Source organism: Erwinia sp. S38 (assembly GCF_016624545.1).
In the GTDB taxonomy this organism is placed as follows: Bacteria; Pseudomonadota; Gammaproteobacteria; order Enterobacterales; family Enterobacteriaceae; genus Erwinia; species Erwinia coffeiphila.
The window spans coordinates 1-22,524 of record NZ_JACVTS010000011.1 but is presented as its reverse complement, the minus strand read 5'-3'; the positions used below and the strand labels follow the sequence as shown (position 1 = coordinate 22,524).

Genomic DNA, 22,524 nt, shown 5'->3' with positions numbered 1-22,524 from the left:
CGCAGGCCGTTCGTTAAACCCGGGCGCTAGTTTGCCACGAAGACGCAGATAATTCAGCGCGAGGGGGTGAAAAAGCTGAGATTTGTTTAGTCCCCGGGGGAAGAAAAGGTAGACTAGCGGCTGAAAACAGTATGATGATGCTGAATGCTGGCCTGATGCCCGCGCTATTCTGAGAACAAGCAGTGAGTTGAGATGAGTAAAAAAGAGAAACTGAGCGTGGAGGACAAGGCGCTGTTTCGCGGGCTGATGAGCGGGACGCGCAAGCTGGCGCAGGACACCATTGTGCACAAACCGCCGCGTAAAAAAATCAGCGAAGTGCCGCAAAAACGCCTGCTGTCCGAGCAGATGGATGCCAGCCACTATTTTTCCGATGAATTCCAGCCGTTGCTGGCCAACGAAGGCCCGGTTCGCTATGTGCGATCCGACGTCAGCCACTACGAGTTAAAAAAACTGCGGCGCGGTGACTATACGCCGGAGATTTTTCTCGATCTGCACGGTTTGACCCAGCAGCAGGCCAAGCAGGAACTCGGTGCGCTGATTGCCGCCTGTCGGCGCGAGCATATTTTTTGCGCAAGCGTGATGCACGGGCACGGCAAACATATTCTGAAGCAGCAGACGCCGCTATGGCTGGCCCAGCATCCGTGGGTCACGGCGTTTCATCAGGCACCCAAGCTGTTCGGAGGCGATGCGGCCCTGCTGGTGCTGATTGAAGTGGAAGAGTGGACGCCGCCGGAGCTGCCGTAAAGGCCTCAGCCCTTGCGCAAGAAGCCGGAACTAAAAGGTGGGCGGGACAATATGGGCCGACCGCAGAACGAGGCCGACCCCGGAGCCGTAAGCTAGATCGCTTTGGCAAGTTTGGCGGGTGAAACCTGCCACTCAAGTTTGCCCTGGGCGCTGTCCGGATCGAAATCAACGCAGGCAATGGCGGAAGTAGAAAACATCGGCGGCGCTTCCTGCGGGCACAGTTCTGCAACCAGATACCCCACCAGCGGCAGGTGCGAAATCACCAGCACCGATTTTACGCCTTTATCAGCCAGCACTTGCAGGTAGCTTGCCACCTGGGCCGGGTCGCCACCGGGCGTCAGTTCAGGCAAGACCTCTTCGCCTGACGGCAGGTTCAGTGCTTCACGCACCGTATTCAGAGTCTGCCTTGCCCGCAGGTAAGGACTGACCAGCACGCGTTCGATATCCACAGACTGACCGTTAAGCCAGGCCGCCATTTGACGGGACTCATCACAGCCGCAGTGGGTTAGAGGTCTTACTGAATCACTGGCTGCATCCAGAGCCGCATCACCGTGACGCATTATAAAAACTTGCATATAGCACCGCTGTTGTTAAACAAAAACGCCGGAGGTACAACGCCACCGACTCTTCATTCAGAGAATGAACAGTGTGTTGTACCTAATGCCTTTAGTATAGTCAACCGATTGTTTACTTAGTGAGCGACCGGTATAACAACCCAACAGAGCAACCTACTTATCGGTCAGAATTAACCCGCTGAAACGCCGCCGCTATCCAGCGTAACATCCGGTCCGTAGAAGGTTTTCTGTTCTTCCATCATTTTTTTCAGCCGTTCGCAGGGGCCGAAGCGAGAACCGAATCGCTGTTCCAGCTGCTCAAGGGCCGCGACCACCTGAGCGATGCCCATCCGGTCCATGTAGCGGAACGGCCCGCCGAGAAACGGTGGGAAACCAATGCCGAACACCGCACCGATATCGCCATCCCGCACGCTGCCCACCACCTGTTCATCCAGAGTGCGGGCCGCCTCGTTGAGCATCATCATCACACAACGCGTAGCAATATCTTGTGCGCTAAGACAAGGTTTTGGCGACAGCTTCAGCAGGCGATAGATCTCCGCATCGGCCTTTTTCTTCCCACCCGGGCGTTTGCCGTACAGATAAAAGCCCCGACCGTTTTTTCGCCCTTTACGGTTATCGTTAAGCACCGCGCCCAGCGCCGATGGCAGCGCAAAACGCTCACCCCACGCCTTTTCCAGCACCGGCATAATATGTGTGCCGACATCAATGCCGACTTCATCCAGCAGCTGCACCGGGCCAACGGGGAAGCCAAACTTCACCAGCGCATCGTCAATCGCTTCGATCGGTTCCCCGGCCAGCAGGCAGTGCATCGCCTCAATCACGTAGGGGGCAAGGATACGATTAACGTAAAAACCGGCTTTATCCGCCACCACAATCGCCGTTTTGCCCTGTTTTTTAGCCAGCGCCACCGCCGTTGCTACGGTCACATCGCTGGTGCCCGCGTGCGGGATGACCTCAACCAGCGGCATTTTTTCCGGCGGGCTGAAATAGTGCAGGCCAATGACATTTTCCGGCCGCTGCGCCCCGGCGGCGATATCGGCAATCGGCAGCGAAGAGGTATTGGAGGCAAAGATCGTCTGCGGCCCGCAGTGAGCTTCAACTTCCGCTACCATTTTTTGCTTGAGAGCCAGGTCTTCAAACACCGCTTCAATAATCACATCGCGCTGGCTGAAGCCCTGATAATCGGTCGATCCGGTAATCAGCGCCATCTGCTGCTGTCGCCCGGCTTCCGTCAGATGGCGACGCTTAACAGCTTTGCTTAATACCTGCCAGCTGGTTTTCAGCGCGTGGTTGATGCCCTGTGCATTAATATCCTTGATGCGCACCGGCAGCCCGGCTCGGGTGGCGGTCACGCAGGCGATACCGCCGCCCATCAGCCCGCCGCCCAGTACGCCAATGCTGTGCAGCGTTCGCGGTTTGCCTGCGGCTCCCGGATCTTTTTTCAGCGCGGTGGTGGCAAAAAACAGCCCGCGCAGTGCCGCCGATTCCGGCGTCATCGCCAGCTCGCCAAAGGCCCTCGCCTCCGCTTCGTAGCCGCTGCTGCTGCCCTGTTCCAGTCCCTGGCGCACTACCGTCAGGATTTTATCCACCGCCGGATAGTTGCCGTGAGTCTTCGCCTGCGCCCGGCGTTTCGCCATGTTAAACAGCAGCGCCCTGCCCGCCGGTCCGCTCAGCAGCCGCTCGCGCAGCGGCAGCGGTTTTCTTGCCTCACGCGCTTTCAGCACCGTCTTTACCGCCGTTTCCAGCAGGATAGCGTGCGGCACGGCTTCATCCACCAGCCCACATTTTAGCGCCTGCCGTGGGCGCAGCGTTTTTCCACTCAGGATCATGTCCAGCGCCATCGAGGCACCGATTAATCTCGGCAGGCGCTGCGTGCCGCCCGAACCCGGCAGTAAACCGAGTTGCACCTCCGGTAATCCCAGGCGGGTTTTCTCATCAAGGCTACAGACGCGATGATGGCAGGACAGCGCCAGCTCAAGACCGCCGCCAAGACAGGCCCCGTGGATCGCCGCCACCACCGGCACCGGCAATCCTGCGATTTCGGCCATCACCTTCTGCCCCTGCTGCGCCAGCTTTTCCGCCTGCTGCGCGCTATCGCATGCGGCAATCATCGCGATGTCCGCACCGGCAATAAACGAGTCCGCCTTGCCGGAGACGATCACCAACCCGACCAGCTGCGGATTGGCACAGGCGCGCTTGAGTACGCTGCGGATCTCTGCGGCGAATTCCGCTTTCAGGGTGTTCATCTTCTCGCCCGGGACGTCGATGGTAATCACCCCGACGTTGTCCAGCCGCATCGTCAGAGTAAATGCTGATGACTGTTCCATTATTCCGCCTCCAGAACCATTGCCGCGCCAAGACCACCCGCCGCGCAGGCGGTGACCAGTCCCAGACCGCCGCCGCGACGCCGCAGCTCATTCAGCGTTTGGGTGATCATCCGCGCTCCGGTGGCCGCGAACGGGTGGCCGTAGGCGATGGAACCGCCCAGCACGTTAAAGATCTCTTCATTGACTTCGCCCAGCGCGTGCGGGCGATTCAGTACCTCGCGGGCGAAGCGCTCGTCGGCGAACATTTTAAGATTGGCGAGGGTCTGCGCAGCAAACGCCTCGTGCATATCGATTAGCGTCAGATCGCTGAGGGTGATGCCCGCACGCTCCAGCGCCAGCGGCGAGGACCACGCCGGTCCCAGCAGCATATCCTCTCGCACGCCAATCGCGGTGAAGGCGTAGCTGCGCAGATAGCCCAGCGGGGTGATGCCCAGCTCACGCGCGCGGGATTCGGTCATCAGGATCACCGCCGCCGCGCCGTCGGTGAGCGGCGTGCTGTTGGCGGCGGTCACCGTACCGTGGCGGCGATCGAACGCCGGCCGCAGGCGGGCATAGTCTTCCGGCTTGGAGTCGGGGCGCACGTTGTTGTCCTGTTCCAACGCGGCCTGCCAGGGGGGTGTGAAGGCGGTCATTACCTCCTGATTCAGCAGCCCCTGCTGCCAGGCACGCGCCGCGCGCTGGTGCGAGCGGTGTGCCAGCGCGTCCTGCTGCTCGCGGCTGATACCGTGGCTTTTTGCCATCTGTTCGGCGGTATCCCCCATGCGCAGTCCGGTGGAGTATTCGGCAACGGCAGGCGGCACCGGCAGTAAATCGCGCGGGCGCAGCTGGCTGAACAGCTTGAGTTTTTGTGACAGGGTGCGCGCCTTGTTGAGATCGACCAGCGTTCTTGCCAGTTTGCGGCTGACGCCAATCGGCAATACGGAAGAGGAGTCTGCACCGCCGGCGATCCCCACCTGAATACTGCCCGCCATCAGGCTTTCCGCCACGTTTGCCACCGCCTGAAAGCTGGTGGCACAGGCGCGGCTGACGCTGTACGCGTCGGTGTGGACGCTCATACCGCTGGCCAGCACGATTTCCCTGGCAATATTTGGCGCTTCCGGCATCTGCACCACCTGGCCAAAGACCAGCTGATCGATGATATCGGCGGGAATATCGCTGCGGGCCAGCAGCTCACTGACCACCATTCTGCCCAGCTCCAGCGCCGGGATGCCGTGGAAAGCCGTCGCCTGCTTAGCAAACGGCGTGCGCAGCCCGTGGGTAATGGCGATGCGGTCGCCCTGGCGCGTCAGCAAAGGTAGCGCTTTGCTCATTATTATCACCTGTTTCGTGTCGATGGACGGCATCACTGCCAAAGAGGTCTGACCTCCTCAGTGTTAACCAGAATATAACGGGGCGCTACGGCGGGAAGAAAAAAATGCGAGAGCAAACACGGTTTAAGGGGAGCATGGCCGCTCCCCATAGCCTGTCAGCACAGGCAAGAGCGTGGTTCAGCGCAGACCAAGCTGGAATATCAGCGTTTCGGCCTGGCAGCAGAAGGTAAAGCTACAGTCGAGCACCACGCCTTCCGGCGTTTCGGTAAACGTACTGTCGATCGCGCAGGGATCGGACTCAACCTCACGCGCTTTCGCTGTCAGCGAGGTCAGCATCGCTTCGGCTTCGCTGCGATTGGCAAAGGTACGATTGTAAGCCGCCGTGCAGTCGGTGTTATCCATCACGGTGCCCACATCAACGCAGCAACAGGCTGCCGTTTCGCTGGCGCTACAGCGGTTAATTGCGTCGGTCATTTCATCCTCCGGCATGCCGCGACAGGAAGGCGGCAGGTTAATTTAAGACTAAATCCATTTTACGCCTGACGCTTTTCCCGCTCCAGCAGACGCGCGAAATGAGTCCGTGAAGTGATGAAAATCACACTATTATTTGATCCACCGCAATCAGCGGCGTTGTTCGAAATTTCTACCTGTAAGTTTTTGTTAGGCAGATCTCTTTTCTTGCATCATTTTGGAAATAAGTCGAAAACATTATTGCAACATCTGTACAGGTCGGACCTATACTTGGGCCACTGGTCTGATTTGTTGCCCGTCAGTCAGTCCCTACAATCCGCGATCCCTTGTTACTTCAGGTAACAGAGTTTAATAAAATCTAATGAGGTTGTGGTTATGAACCATAAAAACCTGTTTACGAAATCCACACTTGCCGTGGCAGTGGCCCTTGTTTCTTCAAATGTGTTTGCGGCTGGCTTTCAACTGAATGAATTTTCCTCGATTGGTTTAGGTCGTGCCTACTCCGGTGAAGGTGCGATGGGCGATACCGCCGCGTCCGCCAGCCGTAACCCTGCAACCATGGCGCTGATGGATCGCCCGATGTTCTCCGTCGGCGCGGTGTTTATCGATCCCGGTGTTGATATCGACGGCCAGTCGGCCAGCGGCAACAGCCTGGATGCCAGCAATATCGCCCCTACCGCCTGGGTGCCGAATATTCACTACGTGCAGCCGCTTAACGATCAGTGGTGGTTAGGTGCCAGCGTCACCTCTAACTACGGTCTGGCTACCGAGTTCAACGACAGCTACACCGCCGGGCCGTACGCCGGTAAAACCGACCTGACTACCATGAACTTTAACCTCAGCACCGCCTACCGTCTGAATCAGCATTTCAGCTTCGGCGTGGGCTTTGATGCGGTTTATGCTCGTGCCAAAATTGAACGCTACGCCGGTGAATCCCTCGGCTCGCTGGGTATCCCGGCAAACACCCAGATTGCCCATCTGAAGGGTGATGAATGGGGCTACGGCTGGAATGCCGGTATTCTTTATGAAGTGGATGACAATAACCGCTTCGGTCTGACCTACCGTTCAGAAGTGAAGATCGATTTCGACGGCGATTATCGCAGCAGCCTGCCAAGCTCGATTAACCCACTGAACCAGGCGCTGGGCCTTGGCCTGCCGTTTGGCACCGACGGTAATACGATTCCTGGTGCACTGACGCTGAATCTGCCGGAAATGTGGGAACTGTCAGGCTTCCATAAGGTGGCACCGAAGTGGGCCGTACACTACAGCCTGGCCTACACCAGCTGGAGCCAGTTCCAGGAGCTGAAAGCCACCGGCACCAGCGGCCAGCAGCTGTTCTACAAAGATGAGAGCTTTAAAGATGCTTACCGCATCGCGCTGGGTACCACCTACTATCATGACGATCACTGGACATTCCGTACCGGTATCGCCTTCGATGACAGCCCGGTTCCGGCACAGACCCGCTCTATTTCCATTCCCGATCAGGACCGTCTGTGGCTGAGCGCCGGTACGTCTTATGCCTTCAATGAAGATGCATCGGTTGACGTCGGCGTTTCCTATATGCACGGCCAGCACGTCACGGTGAAAGAAGGCCCTTATACCTTTAACTCTACCGGTAAAGCGTGGCTGTACGGCGCAAGCTTTAACTACAAGTTCTGATTATCGTTCAGCATGAAAAAGGCCCGCTGGTTTCCCGGCGGGCCTTTTATTAGGCAGCGCGAAAACAACTATGCGACGCGAAAATTACGGCGCATCAATATCGTTGAGTTCGTCTTTGATCGCCGCCGCATTCGGATTTTCCTGCGGGATCAGCTTGCCGTCGCTGGCAAGGAAATCATGATGCTGGAAGTAAGCCGAACGCATAAACGCATAAGGATCTTTCGAATTGCTCAGGATAGAGTCGGAATCCAGCAGCTGCGCGCGGGTTTCAATACCTTCCAGCGCCCACTTACCGGCGGACATCCACCACGTCAGCCATGACAGCGGCGGATAGAGATCGTCGACAATACCACCGACATCCTCACGCGGCGTAAAGCTGCCGTAGCCCGGCACCACCACATATGTGCCGTAACCCACGCCGTAATGGCCCAGCGTGCTACCGAAGGCGCGCGGTTCTTCTTTCGCCAGTTTCGGGTTAGCCATGCTGGCCACATCAATCAGACCGCCCATCCCCAACAGGGTGTTCAGGAAGAAACGGTTAAAGTGGATCATAGCCTTGTAGGGATTTCCCTCAACGAAGTAGTTCACCATCGATGCCGGTTCATCAAGGTTACTAAAGAAGTTGCCCAGGCCGTTTCGCGCCGGCACCGGCACGTAGTCTCGCCATGCTACCGCAACGGGCCGGAGGACGTACGGGTCCAGCACGTTGTAGTTAAAGTTGAACATTGACCGGTTGAAGCCTTCCAGCGGATCGGAACGTCCCTGAGGATCATCGGCGTTCTTAGAGCTGGCGCAGCCCACCATCATTACGCTTGCCAGCACTAAGCCCGTCAGGCGATAGTTCATTTTTTTCTCCCTGTACTGGTTTATGGATTATCGCCTGCCACCTGCTGGTCGATAGTGACCGCAAGCTGCTGTTGACCGTTGAATGGCGTAACCTCGCTCAGCCCGAACCAGTCACCGGGTTGAGGATTGGCGCTGCCGTCGCGTGAAATACGTACGCGAACTCGCACCTGATGCAGCGCTGATAGCAAGCGCTCCGGCATCATTGCGTTACTGTCATCCAGCGTGAGCGATAGAGGAAAATGGCTCAGCGACAACTGCTTCACCGCAACGGGAACTGGAGTGGTTCCGTCAGAAATAGAAATATACAACACTCCACCTTCCGGTAACATTTTTTCTGCCTCCGGCGACAGATTTACCTGAATCGCCAGATGGCTGCTTTGCTGACCCGATGCGCTTTTGGCCCGCTCAATACTGCGGCGAATGACCTCAACACGCGCATCTTTGGCCGGTAAAAGCGCCAACATCTTATCCCAGGCTTCGATGGCTGCGGTGTAATCCTGCTGGCCAAAGGCATTAAATGCCAATAAACCCAGCAGACGAAGGTTGTTGCCGTCGTGTTTCAGCATATCACGCAGCATCACCGTTGCCTGGCTGTTGTCCTGCGGATCAGCGGATCGCGCCAGCACTTCAGCATAGCTCAGCCTGACGTCGGGATTATCCGGTGCCAGCTGCAGGGCGCGTTCGAAGGACTGCGTGGCGAGGGTGGCGTTATTCAGTACCATTCCCAGCCGCCCGAGCATCATCCAGTCGTTCAGATTATGCGGCTCCTGCTGCAGTTCGCTGCGAATTCCGAGCGCCAGCCGGGCCAGCTGTTCCATATTCAAGGGCGCGGCCTGCGGGTCCATCACCTGCCTGCGCAGCGCGGGCAGATCGCTTTTTACCTGCTGCCAGGCCAGCACCTGCGACAGGCCGCCGGTTTTCAGATAAAACCCCACGCTGATAACCGCCAGCAGCACGCCGCCGGGAAGCAGTACCCAACGGCTCAGTGGCCGGGCGGACGGCGGATTTGTCTGGACAGGGTTCCGGCTGGCAGGATCGCATGGAGGGGGCAACATAAGCCCGCCATCCGCCAGACCTGACGCTCCCGGCAGGGACGGCGCTCGCGCGAACTCCGTCGCCTGGCTCCCGGCATTCGGTTCCAGCCGACCAACGTCGTAACACTGGCTGCCTCCCACACGTTGACTCACGCCTTCGGCATCGGCATCGGCATCGGCATCGGCATCGGCATCGGCATCACTTACACTTAAACGCTGCCTGCCGCGTAGCACAATGATCAGTGCCCCCATGGCAACAAATAGCGCCGGCCCCGCCCACAGGATCAGCGTGGAGAGCTGTAGCGGGGGCTGATAGGAAACAAAATTACCGTAGCGATCGATCATCCACGCCTTAATCTGCTCCGGGGTTTGCCCCTGGTGCAGCAGCTCATAAACCTTCAGCCGCATATCCGCCGCGATGATCGAGTTAGAGTCGGCGATGCTGTTATTCTGGCATTTGGGGCAGCGCAGTGACTCAGTCAGATGGCGATACTGCTGCTCCTGGTTGACTGAATCAAACTGATAAGTATCGATGCTGTCCGCCAGCACGCTGGTACTCAACAGCATCAGTGCCAGCGCAATCAGAAACGGCTTCACTGGCTGCTCTCCCGGCTGTACTGCTGCCAGAGCGGCTCTAGCTCATCCCGCCAGACCTGTTCGTTCATATCCCCGGCGTGGCGATAGCGGATAATCCCCCTGTCATCGATCAGAAACGTTTCCGGTGCGCCATACACGCCCAGATCCAGCCCCAGCATGCCGTCACCGTCATACAGGCTCAGGATGTAAGGATTTCCCAGAGTATTCAGCCAGTTCACCGCCTTCAGGCGATCGTCCTTATAGTTCAGCCCCACCACACGCACTCCCTGCGTTGCCAGCGTATTTAAATATTGATGTTCCGCCCGGCAGGTCGGGCACCAGGTCGCCCAGACGTTCAGCAGAAGCGGCTGACCGGTCAGCATCACCGATCTGTCGTACACTTTCCCCGGCTGCTCCAGCGACTCCAGCCGGAATTCCGGCACCGGTTTACCCACCAGCGCGGATTCAAGACGCGTGGGATCGTCGCCATTGGCGTTGCGGCTCAGTTGCCACATCAGCGCAGCCGCCAGCAGCAGAAACAGGAACAGCGGGATAAACAGTATTTTCCTGTTCATAACGCCTCCTGCGCTTTTTTACGCGAACGGTAGCGGGGGTCCAGCAGGCAAAGCACGCCACCTGCGGCCATCAGCAGGCCACCAAACCAAATCCAGCGCACGAACGGTTTGTAGTAAATACGCACCGCCCAGGAGTCTCCGCCCAGTTCTTCCCCCAGCGCGGCGTAAAGATCGCGCGTCAAACCACCATCGATCGCGGCTTCGGTGATCATCATGCGGGCAACGCTGTAGTAGCGTTTTTCCGCATACAGCGTCGCCTCCTGCTGGCCGTTGCGGGTGACATCGATAACACCGACGTCGCCAGAGTAGTTCGGGCCCTGCAGATTGTGTAGCGCGCGGAATGTGAAATGATAATTATGGATATCCACCGAGTCTCCGGCCTTCATCCTGACGTCACGCTCCACGCTGTAGTTCTGGCTGAAGGCGATGCCAATCACCGTGACCGCCACGCCGAGATGGCCGAGCACCATCCCCCAGTGGCTGTGCGACAGGCACAGCAGTCCCCTGAAGAATCCGTGACGATGGGTTGCGCGCTCGTGCAGCTCCATCAGCGTCAGAAGGATCACCCAGATTGCCATCAGCAGGCCGACGACGGTCATCGCCTCAATCCGGTCCTGCATCAGCCACGGCAGCAGAATCGACAGTACGCAGGTCGTCAGCGCGGCAACACCAAGCCGTTTCCACAGCGTTTTCGGACTGTCCCGCCGCCAGCGCACCAGCGGCCCGATACCCAACATCAGCGCCAGTGGCGCCATCAGCCAGGTAAACAGCGTATTAAAGAATGGCTCGCCGATGGAAATACTGCCCAGCCCCAGTTGCTTATGTACCAGCGGCAGCATAGTACCCAGCAGCACCACCAGCATGGCGGCGATCAGCAACACGTTGTTGCCCAACAGAAACGATTCGCGCGACCAGAGTTCGTTTTGCACTCTGCCGCGTACCCGCCCCCCCTTAATGGCATACAGCAGTAGCGAACCTCCGATCGCGATCACCAGGAAGGCGAGGATAAACATACCGCGCGCCGGATCGGAGGCAAAAGAGTGCACCGAAACCAGCACGCCGGAGCGCACCAGGAACGTCCCCAGCAGGCTGAGCGAAAAGGCGGAAATCGCCAGCAGCACCGTCCACGCCTTAAACGCCCCGCGCTTTTCGGTAACCGCCAGCGAGTGCAGCAGCGCCGTTCCCGCCAGCCACGGCATCAGCGAAGCGTTTTCGACCGGGTCCCAGAACCACCAGCCTCCCCAGCCCAGCTCGTAATAGGCCCAGGCCGATCCCAGCACGATACCTGCGGTCAGAAATACCCATGCGGCGAGGGTCCACGTTCGCGACCAGCGGGCCCACGCCGTATCCAGACGGCCGGCCAGCAGCGAAGCAATCGCAAAAGCAAAGGCTACGGAAAAGCCCACGTAACCCATATACAGCAGCGGCGGATGGAAGATCAGTCCGATATCCTGCAGCATCGGGTTCAGATCGTTACCGTCAATCGGCAGATCCGGCAGCGTGCGAATAAACGGGTTAGAGGTCAGGGTAATAAATAGCAGAAACGCCAGATTGATCATCCCCATCACCGCCAGCACGCGGGCGATAGCCTCCTGCGGCATGCTGCGGCTGAACAGGGCGACAGCCAGCGTCCAGCCGCTGAGCAGCAGCACCCACAGCAGCAGCGATCCCTCATGTGCGCCCCATGTTGCCGCCACGCGATACCAGACCGGCAGCAGGCTGTTGGAGTTAGCCGCCACGTACGCCACGCTAAAATCATTCACCACAAAGGCGTGAACCAGAATAAGAAAAGCAGCGGCAACGCAGGTAAACAGAGCAACAGCCAAAGGCCGCGCCATCGCCATCAGACGCGCATCCCGGCGGGCAGCGCCCCACAGCGGATAGATAAGCAGCAACAGGGACACACCCAGAGCCAGGCACAGCAGGAAACTGCCGATTTCCGGGATCATGGCTGACCTCCCTGGCTCACCCCGGACGCCGGTGCCCGATGATTTTTCTTCATCGCATCGGTAATTTCCGGCGGCGTATATTTCTCATCGTGCTTCGCCAGCACTTCTTTCGCCATCACGTGGCGACTGTCCTCCAGCACGCCCTGGGCCACCACTCCCTGCCCCTCACGGAACAGATCCGGCAGAATCCCCTCATAGCTGACGTTAATCACCCCGCTGTTATCGTATAGCTGGAAAGACACTTTCAGCGTATGGGGATCGCGCTTAACGCTGCCCGGCATCACCATGCCGCCGACCCGCAGCCGCTGGCCCGGTTCGGGTTTCTGCTGCGCTTCCCCTTTGCCGTAAATAATTTCGCTGGGGGTATAGAACAGGTCAATATTGGCGCGCAGCGCATACATCACCAGCGCCGTGGCAATGCCGAGGCCAGCCAGCACCACCAGCGTGAGGATAAGACGGTTTTTGCGGCGTTGATTCATGATGGCTCCCCTGCCGACGCGGGGCGATTTCTACGGCTTTTTGCCGCCCGAATACGCTGTTCGCGTGCTTCACGCTGGCGGATCGCCGTCAGTAACCGGCGGCGCTGGATGACGGTGTGGAGTGTCAGGCCGCCGAGGCCCAGCAGTGCACAAGCCACCGCCAGCCAGACATAGCTGGCATAGCCGCCCATGGCGAAGAAATCCTGCCAGTTGGAGAATGCCGGAGTCATAACCTGCACCCTCCTTTCATCGCGATCGCTACGGCCCACGGGCGGTGGCTTTCGCTCAGCAACAGCAGGTTGCGCAGGCGCATAAGGGTAAGAGTGACAAAGACCAGCAGCATACCGAGAATTGACCAGCGCAGCGGCGTACGCATACTCGGATCGATCGCCTGCTGCATCATGCCGGAAGATCCCTGATGCAGGGTGTTCCACCAGTCGACCGAGTAGTGAATAATCGGCAGATTCACCACGCCGACGAGGATCAGCAACCCGGCTGCTCGCCCGCCGGTCCGGCTGTCATCAAATGCATTCCGCAGAGCGATAGCGCCCATATAAAGGAACAGCAGCACCAGCTCCGAAGTGAGCCGGGCATCCCAAATCCACCAGGTGCCCCACATGGGTTTTCCCCAAGCCGCGCCGGTCACCAGAGCGATAAAAGCAAACACGGCACCGATCGGGGCCATGGCGGCGGCGGCGAGATCGGCGGTTTTCCACTGCCACACCAGGCCAACAAACGCCGCAGCGGCCATCGTGGCGTAGACGCCCATTGACCACATCGCGGCGGGCACATGGATATAAATGATGCGATAGCTGTCGCCCTGTTGATAGTCGGCCGGAGCAAAACCGAATCCCCACCCCCATCCCAGCAGTAGCGTTATTGCGCCAGCGACCGCAAACCAGGGGGTCAAACGACCGCATATTCGATATAGCCGCTCCGGCTTACTAAGTTGATGAATCCATTTCAACATGATTAAACCTGCTAAAAATAAAAGAAAATCGTATGCGTAACGCGCCGCAGTTTACTTTACATCACGCTACTGCACGCTGACCCTCAGCGCAGCGGCGGTGGCAAACGGCGCAAGGGCAGAACTGGCGGCCAGCAAAGCGCCCAGGATCGCCAGATAGCCGCTAATCGGCAGCCCCTGCCCTGCGGCATCCATCGCGCTGCTGGCAAAAATCAGCACCGGGATGGCCAGCGGCAGAACCAGCAGGCTTAACAATACGCCACCGCGCCGCAGCCCGACGGTCAGCCCCACGCCGATAGCTCCGAGAAAACTCAGCGTTGGCGTACCCAGCAGCAGGGTTAACGCCATTGCCCGCCAGCTGGCATAATCCAGCGACAGCAGCAGCGCCGCCAGCGGCGATAGCAGCAGCAGCGGCAGGCCGGTGACCATCCAGTGCGCGGCCACCTTGCCGAGTACGGTCAGCGGCAGCGGCGCAGGCATCAGCAGCAGCTGCTCCAGCGAGCCGTCAATAAAATCATCACGAAACAACCTCTCCAGCGCCAGCAGTGACGACAGCAGCGCGGCAACCCACACGATGCCCGGCGCAATCCGCGCCAGCAGCTGAGGTTCCGGCCCGATGCCCAGCGGAAACAGGGTGATGACGATCAAAAAGAACCACAGCGGATTCATCACTTCCGATCCGCTGCGGAACGCAATCCGCAGTTCCCGTTTCAGCACGCGCCAGAACATCAGTTGTACTCCGGCGCGGTCAGCCGCACGGTGCCGACCCGCTGCATGCCGGATGGCAGCGGCTGGTGAGTGGTCAGAATTACCGCACCGCCCTCTGCGGTATGGCGCGTAAACTGCGCCATCAGTGCCTCAACCCCGGTTCGATCGATTGCGGTCAGCGGTTCATCGAGTATCCACAAGGGTGCCCGGGTCAGCCACAGCCGCGCCAGCGCCACGCGCCGCTGCTGGCCCGCCGACAGCTGCGCCGCCGAAACGTCTTCATAACCGGTAAGTTCAACCTGCTCCAGCGCCTGCAACAGCAGCGCCTGCGGGCAATCCCCATGGTAGAAGCTGAGGTTTTCCAACGGGGTCAAAATCGCCTTCACCCCCGGCTGGTGCCCGAGGTACAACAGACTGGCGTGATAAACCTCGCGCTGCCGGTAAATACTTTGCTGCTGCCAGAGCACTTCACCCTCATCCGCCCGGCTCAGCCCGGCAAGAATACGCAGCAGCGAGGTTTTCCCCGCGCCGTTGGCTCCTTCAATCTGCACAATCTCTCCTGCGGAAACGGCAAAGCTCAGCCCGCTAAACAGCGTTCGGTTATCGCGCAAACAGGTCAGATTTCTGGCAGACAGCATGGGAAATTCACACATTAAATACAGGGCGATGGATCATATCACAGGCCCTACTGCTACCTGGAAGTACATTGAAAAATATCCACACTAACGCCAGGTTAATTCACTATTACAACCTCCATTTGCATATGAAAACGTCGCAGTTAAAGCTTTGTTACTCTTCTGATTGCATGACATCGTGCCTTTCCCTGCTTTCCCTTCATCCCCTGCGCCGCTGCCAGATAAAAAACTCCGCTACGCTTAACAGGATACGACCGTGCCTCCGGGGGAAAGATGACCAGTAAGACAAACGATAAAACCGCTGAAAATGAAGTTGAAAGCGAAGAGAGCGAACAGGGAAAGGAGATTGAAGTTGATGAGGAGGTGCTGCCTTCCCGCGCCGCCGCGGTTCACGAGCAGATACGTCAGGAAGGGGAAAAAGAGCTGGAGCGCGACGGCCTGGCGCTGCTGTTTTCAGCCATCGCCGCCGGGATTTCGATGGGGGCTTCGCTGATGGCGAAGGGCATTTTCCAGGTTAATCTGCACGAGGTGCCGGGCGGCTTTCTACTGGAGAACCTCGGCTACACCTTCGGATTTATTATCGTGATTATGGCTCGTCAGCAGCTGTTCACCGAGAACACCGTCACGGCGGTGCTGCCGATGATGCATAAACCCACGGTGGGTAACGGGCTGCTGCTGCTGCGGCTGTGGGGGCTGGTGCTGCTGGGCAACCTGATCGGCACCGCGCTGGCCTCGCTGGGCTTTATCCATATGCCCATTTTTGACGAGGCGACCCGCAGCGCATTTGTCAGTATCAGTCAGAAAGTGATGGAGAATCCGCCGAACGAGATGTTTGCCAACGCCGTGGTGTCCGGCTGGATTATCGCCACCATGGTCTGGATGTTTCCTTCCGCCGGTGCCGCCAAAATCTGGGTGATTATCCTGATGACCTGGCTGGTTGCGCTGGGCGATCTGGCCCATATCGTGGTCGGCTCCGTCGAGATCTTCTATCTGGTCTTTAACGGCGACATCCCGTGGCAGCAGTTTATCTGGCCGTTTGCCCTGCCGACGCTGGCCGGCAATATCATCGGCGGCACCTTTATTTTTGCCCTGCTCAGCCACGCGCAAATCCGCAACGATATGCGTAACAAAGCCAAAGCCGAGGCGGAAGCCAAAGCGAAGCGCGAGAAGCAAAGGCAGCAGGGACACACGGCGAATTGATGGTAAAATGCGCAGTCAGTTCGGTAAGTAGTTAATCTGCGGCAGGAATTGCGCTATACTCCCGCCGCTGTCTCCTTAGTTAAATGGATATAACGAGCCCCTCCTAAGGGCTAGTTGCAGGTTCGATTCCTGCAGGGGACACCATTTTATTACCCGCTCCCTCAGCCAATACCCTGTGCAGCACCACCTTCAAACACACAGCTCTGCCGTCATTTTCCCGACATATCCCGGCCCTACACTCACGCCATCCGCGATGAGAGAACCGTCAATGAGCCACGTAAAGCTAGCAGAAACCTGGATCGACCCAAGCGTGCGTATGCGCGAGTGCAATATTGGAAGGCAGTGCGAGGTGCTGGCGAACAGCCAGATGGAGTACAGCAGGCTGGGTGATTTTTCCTACGTTGGGGAATATTGCAGCGTGGCCGATTCTACGATTGGCAAGTTCGTGGCGATTGCCAACAGCGTACGTATTGGCGCACCGAATCATCCGATGGATCGCCCGTCGCAGCATCGGATCACCTATTGCCCGGAATACTATTCCACGAGCGCGGTGCGCGACGCCGGATTTTTCAGCCGCCGCCGGGACGATAAGGTGATAATCGGCAACGACGTCTGGATCGGCCATGCGGCAATCGTGCTACCTGGCGTGACCGTCGGTGACGGCGCGGTGATTGCCGCCGGGGCGGTGGTCAGTAAAAACGTCGAGCCTTATACCATCGTCGGCGGCGTGCCGGCCAAAACAATCCGGCAGCGCTTTTCACCGCAGATCGGCCACAGACTACAGCAGATCGCCTGGTGGGACTGGCCGCTGGAAACGATTATCGAGCGGCTTGCCGACTTCCAGGACGCGGACGTTGAGGCCTTTTGCCGCAGGTGGGAGTGAGCGTGACCGTGATGCCCTCCCCCTCCCGTTAGATAAACTGCTGCTCCCGCAGATGGCGCAGCAGCACTTTTCCCTCCGGCATAAAGTCGGTGCCGTAGCGCACCAGGCCAATCCCTTTCAGCTCGGCATCGATGGCATAGCGCAGTTCGCCGGGGGATTTCTGTGCCAGCATCACTACCGCGATTTTTTTCAGGCGCGGCTCGTACTTCAGCAGCACGTCGGCAAGGGTATTCATCAGCTGATGCGCCGTACCCGGCATCCCCTGTAAAATCCGCGTCATATCCGGCAGACCGTAGTCCGGCAGGTGGGCCAGCGTACCGGCCCGGCAGTTGAGGATGCGCTGCATATTATCCAGCACGGAGAGGATCACCTGGTTCTCCTCGCTGACCTGATGAAGATCGAGGCCGCCGGAAAAGTTGCCGTAGAGTATCTCGTAGAGCGACGGCGTGTTGTGGTCTCGCATCATCACTCCCCCTCGATCGCGATCGGGTTGAGGCTGTTCGCGCCGGCCTCAAATACCCGCGCTTTATCCGGATCGAGCTGTTCACGGTCCAGTACCTGTTTCCAACCCTGTTTCACACTGTCCGGGTGACGGAACAGCGCCACGACCGCAACGAACTTCGCATCGGCCTCCATCGGCATATCAAGGCCCACGGCACTGCCCGGCTTGAGCACGACATCGCGGCTGGCCAGTAGATCCTGGCCCAGCAGCGACTCGCCCTCTTTCAACAGCTGCTGATAGACCGTTTTATCAAAGGTTTTACGCTCCCTGAGCTGATAAACGCGAATCACCACGGATTCCGGGTGCGAATTATTCTCCCGCGCATCCGTATTCAGATCGGCGCGGGCAACGAAATCCAGGTGCAGAACTTTAATCTTCTTGTAGAAAATAGATGATACGGCAGATTTCGTGCCGTCGCTGACGCTCTGACCCAGCCCGCATCCTGACAGGTTAAGAACCAGAATCGGCAGCAGCCAGATGGCTGATTTAGTTAAATTTGTAGGTAACACGTCGTTGTCCTTGAGTCTGTGTTGCAAGTTGCAGGCCGCTGTAGTTTCCCAGCTCCGTGGTAAAAGTGGCGGGTAGATCGTCAGGAATCCTGTCGCCATCAGCGCCCAGCACGCCGTTCATGCCCAGCCATAGCGGTGCTTCACCCAGCGGCGGAGCGGGCAGCAGGCAGGTGGGCACGGTCAGGCGAATACGCGCTTTAAACCGCCACCCCAGATAGACGCGCAGCATCACCCGAAAATCCTGCCAGAGCTGGCCTTCCGGCATCCAGCCCCTCGCTTCTTCAGGGTTGTGTGTTTGCAGCTCAACCAGCAGCTGGCTGCTGGTATCCATCACTTCGTCCCCCAGCGGGCCGTTGCCATCCAGCAAAATATCCTCGTCGCCGTAAAAACCTGACGGCACATCGGTCCTTACCGGACGCAGGCTGTAGGGGCTGACGTTAACGCGGGTATCCGGTGCCAGCAGATGCACCAGAGCCTGCATCCCCTCCCGGGTTTTTCCGGGCTGGCGCAGCACGCCAAGGAGCGCCAGAAAGCGGGACACCGGCGTGGCGATATGATTCGCGGTGCCCGGAATTCCCAGCCCCACCAGCCCCAGCAGAGACTGAGAAACCGCATCCGTTCCCCCTGCGGCAAAGGTTGCCGGGTAAGAGTATTTTCGCCAGATACGGTAAAACTGAGTGAGGATGCGATGGCTGAAGATATCCAGAAAGCCCTGTAGCGCTTCGTACCCTTCACGCTGCTGGTTAATATCATCCAGGAATGCCGTCGGCAGGGGTGAGTCAACGCCATAGAGTCCCATAAAGGTGGTGCGCACCACGGGTGGCCGGGTTTGATCTTCGCCATCATATTCAACGGCATTCAGCTCCGTGGCCGGAAAGCCCATTCCCGGATGAGGACAGAAGCGAACCGGGTCGTCAGAGGGACGGCTGGTGCTGCCCATCAGCGGCCGGGCAGGTTCCTGCTTTTCCAGCAGCTGACAGAAACGATAAAAGTTTATTCGCGTCAGGTCCGCTTCCAGGCGGGGCGTCAGCCGGGAATTCGGCGGTTGTGTTTCTCTTCCCATTCCAGGCGTTCTCCGGTGGGTTGCAGGATGATAATCAGGCGGTTAAACAGGTAGATATCGGTGTAAAGCGCAAAGAACCGGCTCAGCATTTCACCGAACAGGCAGATATCCCCTTTTCCGGCAAAACCGTTGCTGTCGAGGGTCACTTCGATCTGTACCCCGCGCAGCAGATAGCCCTGCTCAAAGCGCTCCGTTTCACCGTGGCGAACATCAATAATTGCCTCCAGCCGGCGTCGGTTCATTTCGCTGTCGGTCCATTCGTACAGCGCCAGCGTGCCGCGCAGCACCTCAGCGTTGTCCATCATTGATAAAAATCCACTGCCGAGGTGGCTGAGTACCCGCCAGTGGAAGCGATCGCGGTCCGGTGGGTAGCAGGGCAACGTTGGCGCACACAGATTACGGACACCAATACTGACGGAGGTGCTTTTCATAACGGTATCCAGCAGCGTGCTCTGTAATGCCCGGCGAGGGAGCTGTCCGTTGGTACCAGTCAGCGTCAGCGACAGGCTTTCGTTTTCCGGCACCGTATGACGATCAAACGCCTCGCCGCCGAGGATCAGCCAGGTACTGTGCAGCCCGGAAGGGCCACGCCGCACGCGGGTGTGGTAGTAATATTCCGGCGCGTCATGCCGCATCATCCCGCCCTTATGGCGAAAGCTGGAGAACGGAACGTAAACCTGCCGGCTTGCCGACATGACCGAATCCACACTGTAAATCTCGGTGTGCCCGTCCTGTACGCGCATCGGGCGCAGCAGGTATTCGGTGCGCAGAGAATCGAGCGTCAGCGGATCGGATTCCAGCGGAAACAGATTAATCACCGGCACGCAGTTAAGGCGCAGATGCTTTGTACTAAAGGTGAAGTCATGCTCCCAGCGCTCGGCCAGCACCACATCGATTTCAAACCATGGAAGCGATGGTGGAAACTCGACCGATTCCAGCCCACACAGCCCGGTGAACATAAACTTTTCGCGGAAGGTGAAGTATTCCAGCAGCAGCTGATAGCCGCTGAAGCTGCTGTTGCCCTTCGGCCACAGGCGATCGTCCTCGGCAAATCCCAGCGCGGTGAAGTGCCCAGCCAGCGGGCGGCGATCGATGTCTCCCGGCAGGCGCAGCCACATCCGGGCCACGTTCATGGTAAAAGCCTCATGCATGGCGCAGGCCAGCGGCGCATCGGCGTTGAAATAGAGCGGGATACGGCTCAGATCGATGCGGCTCCAGTCGGCCAGACCGCTGCATGCAAAGCGCAGTGAGATTGTCGAGCGGCCTTCGGCATCGGTCGTTAAACGCGCCTGCTCCAGCGCCAGTGGCTGAAGGCCGATCTCACGGGTGGTGGTATAGCGGCAGCGTGTTGCTTTATCGCCAACCGGACGAGACTGTATTTCAAAACCCTGATTTATAATCATTATCTCTTTCATTTCCCGCCATTCGGGCGTGAATTCCACCACCGACATTGACGGGATGGTTCGCAGATAATGTGGCCAGAGCAGGCTGACCAGCCCTTCGGTGAGCTCGGGCAGGTCATCATCCAGTTTTTGGCGCAGCCTCCCCATCAGAAAAGCAAAGCCTTCAAACAGGCGTTCAACATAAGGGTCGCGCGCCCCGGCCTTGTCGAGATTGAGCATTGCCGCTCTGTCCGGATGGGCGCGGGCAAATTCTTCACCGGCTTCAAGCAGGTAGCGCATTTCAGCGTCGTAGTAACGCAGGGTTAAATCGTCCATAACAGAACCTGAGTTGTGGTTTTTGGTATGTGGGAAGGTCTGGTTCCCGGGGATGAACTCAGCCGCAGAGCACTGCGGCGCGTGCCGGATCGATAGCTATCAACCCGGAAAGCAGGGCATCCATTTCCGGTTGCAGCCGGATTTTATCCGCCTCGCTGCGCGACACTCTGGATCGCAGCAGCTTCAGGCGGCGGGCTTTTACCTCGAATATCAGTTCAGGCGCCCACTGTTGCAGCGTCAGCGCCTGTGCCCCGTCATCAAGTTCACCAAGCAGATGCAGCGACATTTCATTTTTTCCGTACTGTTCGGTAACCCGCGCCATCAGCAGACGTACCAGCCAGCGGTCGCGGGCGGATACGATGCCGGGCCGCGCCTGTAGCCAGTTAAGCGCCGCCTCAATGCCGTCGCTGTCGGCCAGCGCCAGCACCTCCGGTTCAAGGCTCAGAACGTCATCGCCGGCGGGCGCTGCCGCCGTAACCGGGCCATCGTTCCACTGCGACAGTTCATCGCGCACCGTTACGTTGATCCAGTTCAGCGTCACCTCATCGGCAAAGGGTGTGCCGTCGTTAAAAGCGAGCGCCTCAAGGCCCGGCAGCCGCGAGATCAGCCCCTTCAGATCGCTACAGATAATCTCGGCGCGCACGCTGTCACTGTCCTGTCTGACCAGCGCCTGCCAGGTATACCACTGCAGGTCCAGCCACAGATGGTTCACCCCCTGCGCCAGCAGGCGATCGCTCTGTTCCAGCAGTTCTGACCAGCTTTGCTGTAGATACAGGCGTTTGAGATGTGCGCGGTGATCCGGCTTTGGGGGAACCAGCCGTGTACGGCCGCTGGCATCCAGCGGCGGCAGTTCGGTCAGCGTGTCCCAGCGTACGCTTTTTATCAGGTGATGACCGGCAAGCCAGCCGCCGTGCTGGTCACGCAGGTATTTTGCCAGCACTCTGGCCTGTTCCAGCAGGTCGCGGCCGGAGCTGACGGCGGTCATCAGCGGCGTGGATGCGCTGGTCGACGTTGTGTTCTCTTCGCTGCTGGTTTGTGGCACCAGGCTTGTTGCTCCGCCGCTCTGAGCCAGGCGAATTTCCAGCGCCTGGCACAGGCTGGTAAACGTCGCGCTGGCTTCGCCATCCTGACGACGGAGTGCCTGCTCCAGCAGCAGCAGCGCGCCGCCAATACGCTGCATTGCGGCCATGTCGACTTCCGGGTACAGGGCAAGACTGTCCAGCATGCGGCTGCTGCCCAGCCATTCCAGCGCGGAGCGTCGGCTGCGTTCGCGTTGCGGGTGCAGCGCAGTGCCAAAGCGCTGGATCGCACCGGCCAGCAATTCCAGCCCCTCGGCAAGCCCTGTTTCACCGTCCTGATGCAGACGTGCCCAGATATAAAAAGTGACGATGCGCAGATCTTTGCTCACCGTGGTCAGCAGCTTTTCCGCCAGCGTGCAGACCAGCGCGGTATCAAAGCCGGACAGCTTATTCATCTCCTCACGGATGCGCTGAAAATCATCGTCATAGCCGGGATCGTCGCCGGTCGGATGGCCCTCTTCTAACGGCAACAGCCAGCCCTCCCAGCGTGAAATATGCGCCTGTGCCCGTTCCGACAGCGTCTTCTCATCCGCCTGGCAGGCCGCGACTAAGTTTTGCAGATAGTTCATTGATCGATTCCCTCCCTGTCATCGCCTTGTATCGTGCTCTCCAGCACTTGTGCCTGAGCGGTGGCGTCCACGCTAAAAATGTCTTCCGGCAGGGAGAAGCTGCGCAGCCCCAGCAGCGCCAGTGGCCCATTACCCAGTTGCGTTCG

General features: G+C 58.7%; 21 protein-coding genes, 1 tRNA gene and 2 pseudogenes. 5 read left to right on the top strand and 19 right to left on the bottom strand.

The genetic code is table 11. The annotated features are described in order from the left end of the window. Positions 1 to 192 precede the first annotated feature (192 nt). Complete coding sequence (gene smrB, locus IBT46_RS13550) at positions 193 to 744, top strand: endonuclease SmrB (protein WP_105591201.1); 552 nt, start codon at positions 193 to 195, stop codon at positions 742 to 744. Between the two features lie 92 nt (positions 745 to 836). Here smrB and sixA read toward each other — a convergent pair whose 3' ends face one another. From sixA to IBT46_RS13530, 4 genes are all read right to left on the bottom strand, one after another. Continuing rightward, positions 837 to 1,319 carry a phosphohistidine phosphatase SixA gene (gene sixA / locus IBT46_RS13545; RefSeq protein WP_200546112.1) on the bottom strand — a complete coding sequence of 161 codons (483 nt, stop codon included), beginning with the start codon at positions 1,317 to 1,319 and terminating at the stop codon, positions 837 to 839. Between the two features lie 170 nt (positions 1,320 to 1,489). Beyond that, on the bottom strand, positions 1,490 to 3,646 hold the full coding sequence (fadJ, locus tag IBT46_RS13540; protein WP_200546111.1) for a fatty acid oxidation complex subunit alpha FadJ: 2,157 nt from the start codon (positions 3,644 to 3,646) through the stop codon (positions 1,490 to 1,492). Continuing rightward, positions 3,646 to 4,956, bottom strand: a complete 1,311-nt coding sequence (gene fadI, locus IBT46_RS13535) for an acetyl-CoA C-acyltransferase FadI (RefSeq protein ID WP_200546110.1) — start codon at positions 4,954 to 4,956, stop codon at positions 3,646 to 3,648. The genes fadJ and fadI overlap by 1 nt, the downstream gene beginning before the upstream one ends. 177 nt (positions 4,957 to 5,133) lie before the next feature. Next, entirely contained in the window at positions 5,134 to 5,430 is a 297-nt protein-coding gene (locus IBT46_RS13530) for a YfcZ/YiiS family protein (protein ID WP_200546109.1), read from the bottom strand. Positions 5,431 to 5,802: 372 nt separating this feature from the next. On the opposite strand from IBT46_RS13530, the gene fadL reads away from it, so the two are divergent. Continuing rightward, complete coding sequence (gene fadL, locus IBT46_RS13525) at positions 5,803 to 7,086, top strand: long-chain fatty acid transporter FadL (RefSeq protein ID WP_200546108.1); 1,284 nt, start codon at positions 5,803 to 5,805, stop codon at positions 7,084 to 7,086. Between the two features lie 84 nt (positions 7,087 to 7,170). Here fadL and mlaA read toward each other — a convergent pair whose 3' ends face one another. From mlaA to ccmA, 10 genes and pseudogenes are all read right to left on the bottom strand, one after another. Continuing rightward, positions 7,171 to 7,932 carry a phospholipid-binding lipoprotein MlaA gene (gene mlaA, locus IBT46_RS13520; protein ID WP_200546107.1) on the bottom strand — a complete coding sequence of 254 codons (762 nt, stop codon included), beginning with the start codon at positions 7,930 to 7,932 and terminating at the stop codon, positions 7,171 to 7,173. A 20-nt stretch (positions 7,933 to 7,952) separates the two neighbouring features. Then, positions 7,953 to 8,945: pseudogene (locus IBT46_RS13515) on the bottom strand (tetratricopeptide repeat protein); the annotation flags it as partial. Between the two features lie 207 nt (positions 8,946 to 9,152). Next, a pseudogene (locus tag IBT46_RS13510) lies at positions 9,153 to 9,533 on the bottom strand (cytochrome c-type biogenesis protein CcmH); the annotation flags it as partial. A 26-nt stretch (positions 9,534 to 9,559) separates the two neighbouring features. Continuing rightward, complete coding sequence (locus IBT46_RS13505) at positions 9,560 to 10,117, bottom strand: DsbE family thiol:disulfide interchange protein (RefSeq protein WP_200546106.1); 558 nt, start codon at positions 10,115 to 10,117, stop codon at positions 9,560 to 9,562. After that, a complete protein-coding gene (locus IBT46_RS13500; RefSeq protein WP_200546105.1) occupies positions 10,114 to 12,066 on the bottom strand; it encodes a heme lyase CcmF/NrfE family subunit in 1,953 nt (650 codons plus the stop codon). Before IBT46_RS13500 ends, IBT46_RS13505 begins: the two co-directional genes overlap by 4 nt. Further along, a complete protein-coding gene (gene ccmE / locus IBT46_RS13495) occupies positions 12,063 to 12,545 on the bottom strand; it encodes a cytochrome c maturation protein CcmE (RefSeq protein ID WP_200546104.1) in 483 nt (160 codons plus the stop codon). Before ccmE ends, IBT46_RS13500 begins: the two co-directional genes overlap by 4 nt. Then, the gene (gene ccmD / locus IBT46_RS13490) at positions 12,542 to 12,775 is read right to left on the bottom strand and encodes a heme exporter protein CcmD (protein WP_200546103.1); all 234 of its coding nucleotides are present in this window, start codon (positions 12,773 to 12,775) and stop codon (positions 12,542 to 12,544) included. Before ccmD ends, ccmE begins: the two co-directional genes overlap by 4 nt. Then, entirely contained in the window at positions 12,772 to 13,515 is a 744-nt protein-coding gene (locus tag IBT46_RS13485; protein ID WP_200546102.1) for a heme ABC transporter permease, read from the bottom strand. The genes ccmD and IBT46_RS13485 overlap by 4 nt, the downstream gene beginning before the upstream one ends. Positions 13,516 to 13,581: 66 nt before the next feature. Further along, the gene (gene ccmB, locus IBT46_RS13480) at positions 13,582 to 14,241 is read right to left on the bottom strand and encodes a heme exporter protein CcmB (protein WP_200546101.1); all 660 of its coding nucleotides are present in this window, start codon (positions 14,239 to 14,241) and stop codon (positions 13,582 to 13,584) included. Then, entirely contained in the window at positions 14,241 to 14,858 is a 618-nt protein-coding gene (ccmA, locus tag IBT46_RS13475; protein ID WP_200546100.1) for a cytochrome c biogenesis heme-transporting ATPase CcmA, read from the bottom strand. Before ccmA ends, ccmB begins: the two co-directional genes overlap by 1 nt. A gap of 270 nt (positions 14,859 to 15,128) precedes the next feature. Here ccmA and IBT46_RS13470 point away from each other — a divergent pair, with 270 nt between their 5' ends. The 3 genes from IBT46_RS13470 to IBT46_RS13460 all read left to right on the top strand — a co-directional run bounded on the left by IBT46_RS13470 (position 15,129) and on the right by IBT46_RS13460 (position 16,938). Then, entirely contained in the window at positions 15,129 to 16,055 is a 927-nt protein-coding gene (locus IBT46_RS13470) for a formate/nitrite transporter family protein (protein WP_200546099.1), read from the top strand. A gap of 69 nt (positions 16,056 to 16,124) precedes the next feature. Then, positions 16,125 to 16,199, top strand: a tRNA-Arg gene (locus IBT46_RS13465). A 124-nt stretch (positions 16,200 to 16,323) separates the two neighbouring features. Beyond that, positions 16,324 to 16,938, top strand: coding sequence for a DapH/DapD/GlmU-related protein (locus IBT46_RS13460; RefSeq protein ID WP_200546098.1), 615 nt, complete (start codon positions 16,324 to 16,326; stop codon positions 16,936 to 16,938). 28 nt (positions 16,939 to 16,966) lie between these two features. On the opposite strand, the gene tssE is transcribed toward IBT46_RS13460, so the two are convergent. Genes tssE through tssA form a run of 5 tightly spaced genes read right to left on the bottom strand, consistent with a single transcriptional unit; the run spans position 16,967 to position 22,378 of the window. Further along, a complete protein-coding gene (gene tssE, locus IBT46_RS13455; RefSeq protein ID WP_105591183.1) occupies positions 16,967 to 17,404 on the bottom strand; it encodes a type VI secretion system baseplate subunit TssE in 438 nt (145 codons plus the stop codon). Next, entirely contained in the window at positions 17,404 to 17,949 is a 546-nt protein-coding gene (tssJ, locus tag IBT46_RS13450; protein WP_200546097.1) for a type VI secretion system lipoprotein TssJ, read from the bottom strand. The genes tssE and tssJ overlap by 1 nt, the downstream gene beginning before the upstream one ends. After that, positions 17,927 to 19,012: a type VI secretion system baseplate subunit TssG gene (gene tssG / locus IBT46_RS13445; RefSeq protein WP_200546096.1), complete on the bottom strand. Its 1,086-nt coding sequence runs from the start codon at positions 19,010 to 19,012 to the stop codon at positions 17,927 to 17,929. The genes tssJ and tssG overlap by 23 nt, the downstream gene beginning before the upstream one ends. Further along, complete coding sequence (tssF, locus tag IBT46_RS13440) at positions 18,976 to 20,730, bottom strand: type VI secretion system baseplate subunit TssF (RefSeq protein ID WP_200546095.1); 1,755 nt, start codon at positions 20,728 to 20,730, stop codon at positions 18,976 to 18,978. The genes tssG and tssF overlap by 37 nt, the downstream gene beginning before the upstream one ends. A gap of 58 nt (positions 20,731 to 20,788) precedes the next feature. Then, on the bottom strand, positions 20,789 to 22,378 hold the full coding sequence (tssA, locus tag IBT46_RS13435) for a type VI secretion system protein TssA (RefSeq protein WP_200546094.1): 1,590 nt from the start codon (positions 22,376 to 22,378) through the stop codon (positions 20,789 to 20,791). Positions 22,379 to 22,524 lie beyond the last annotated feature (146 nt).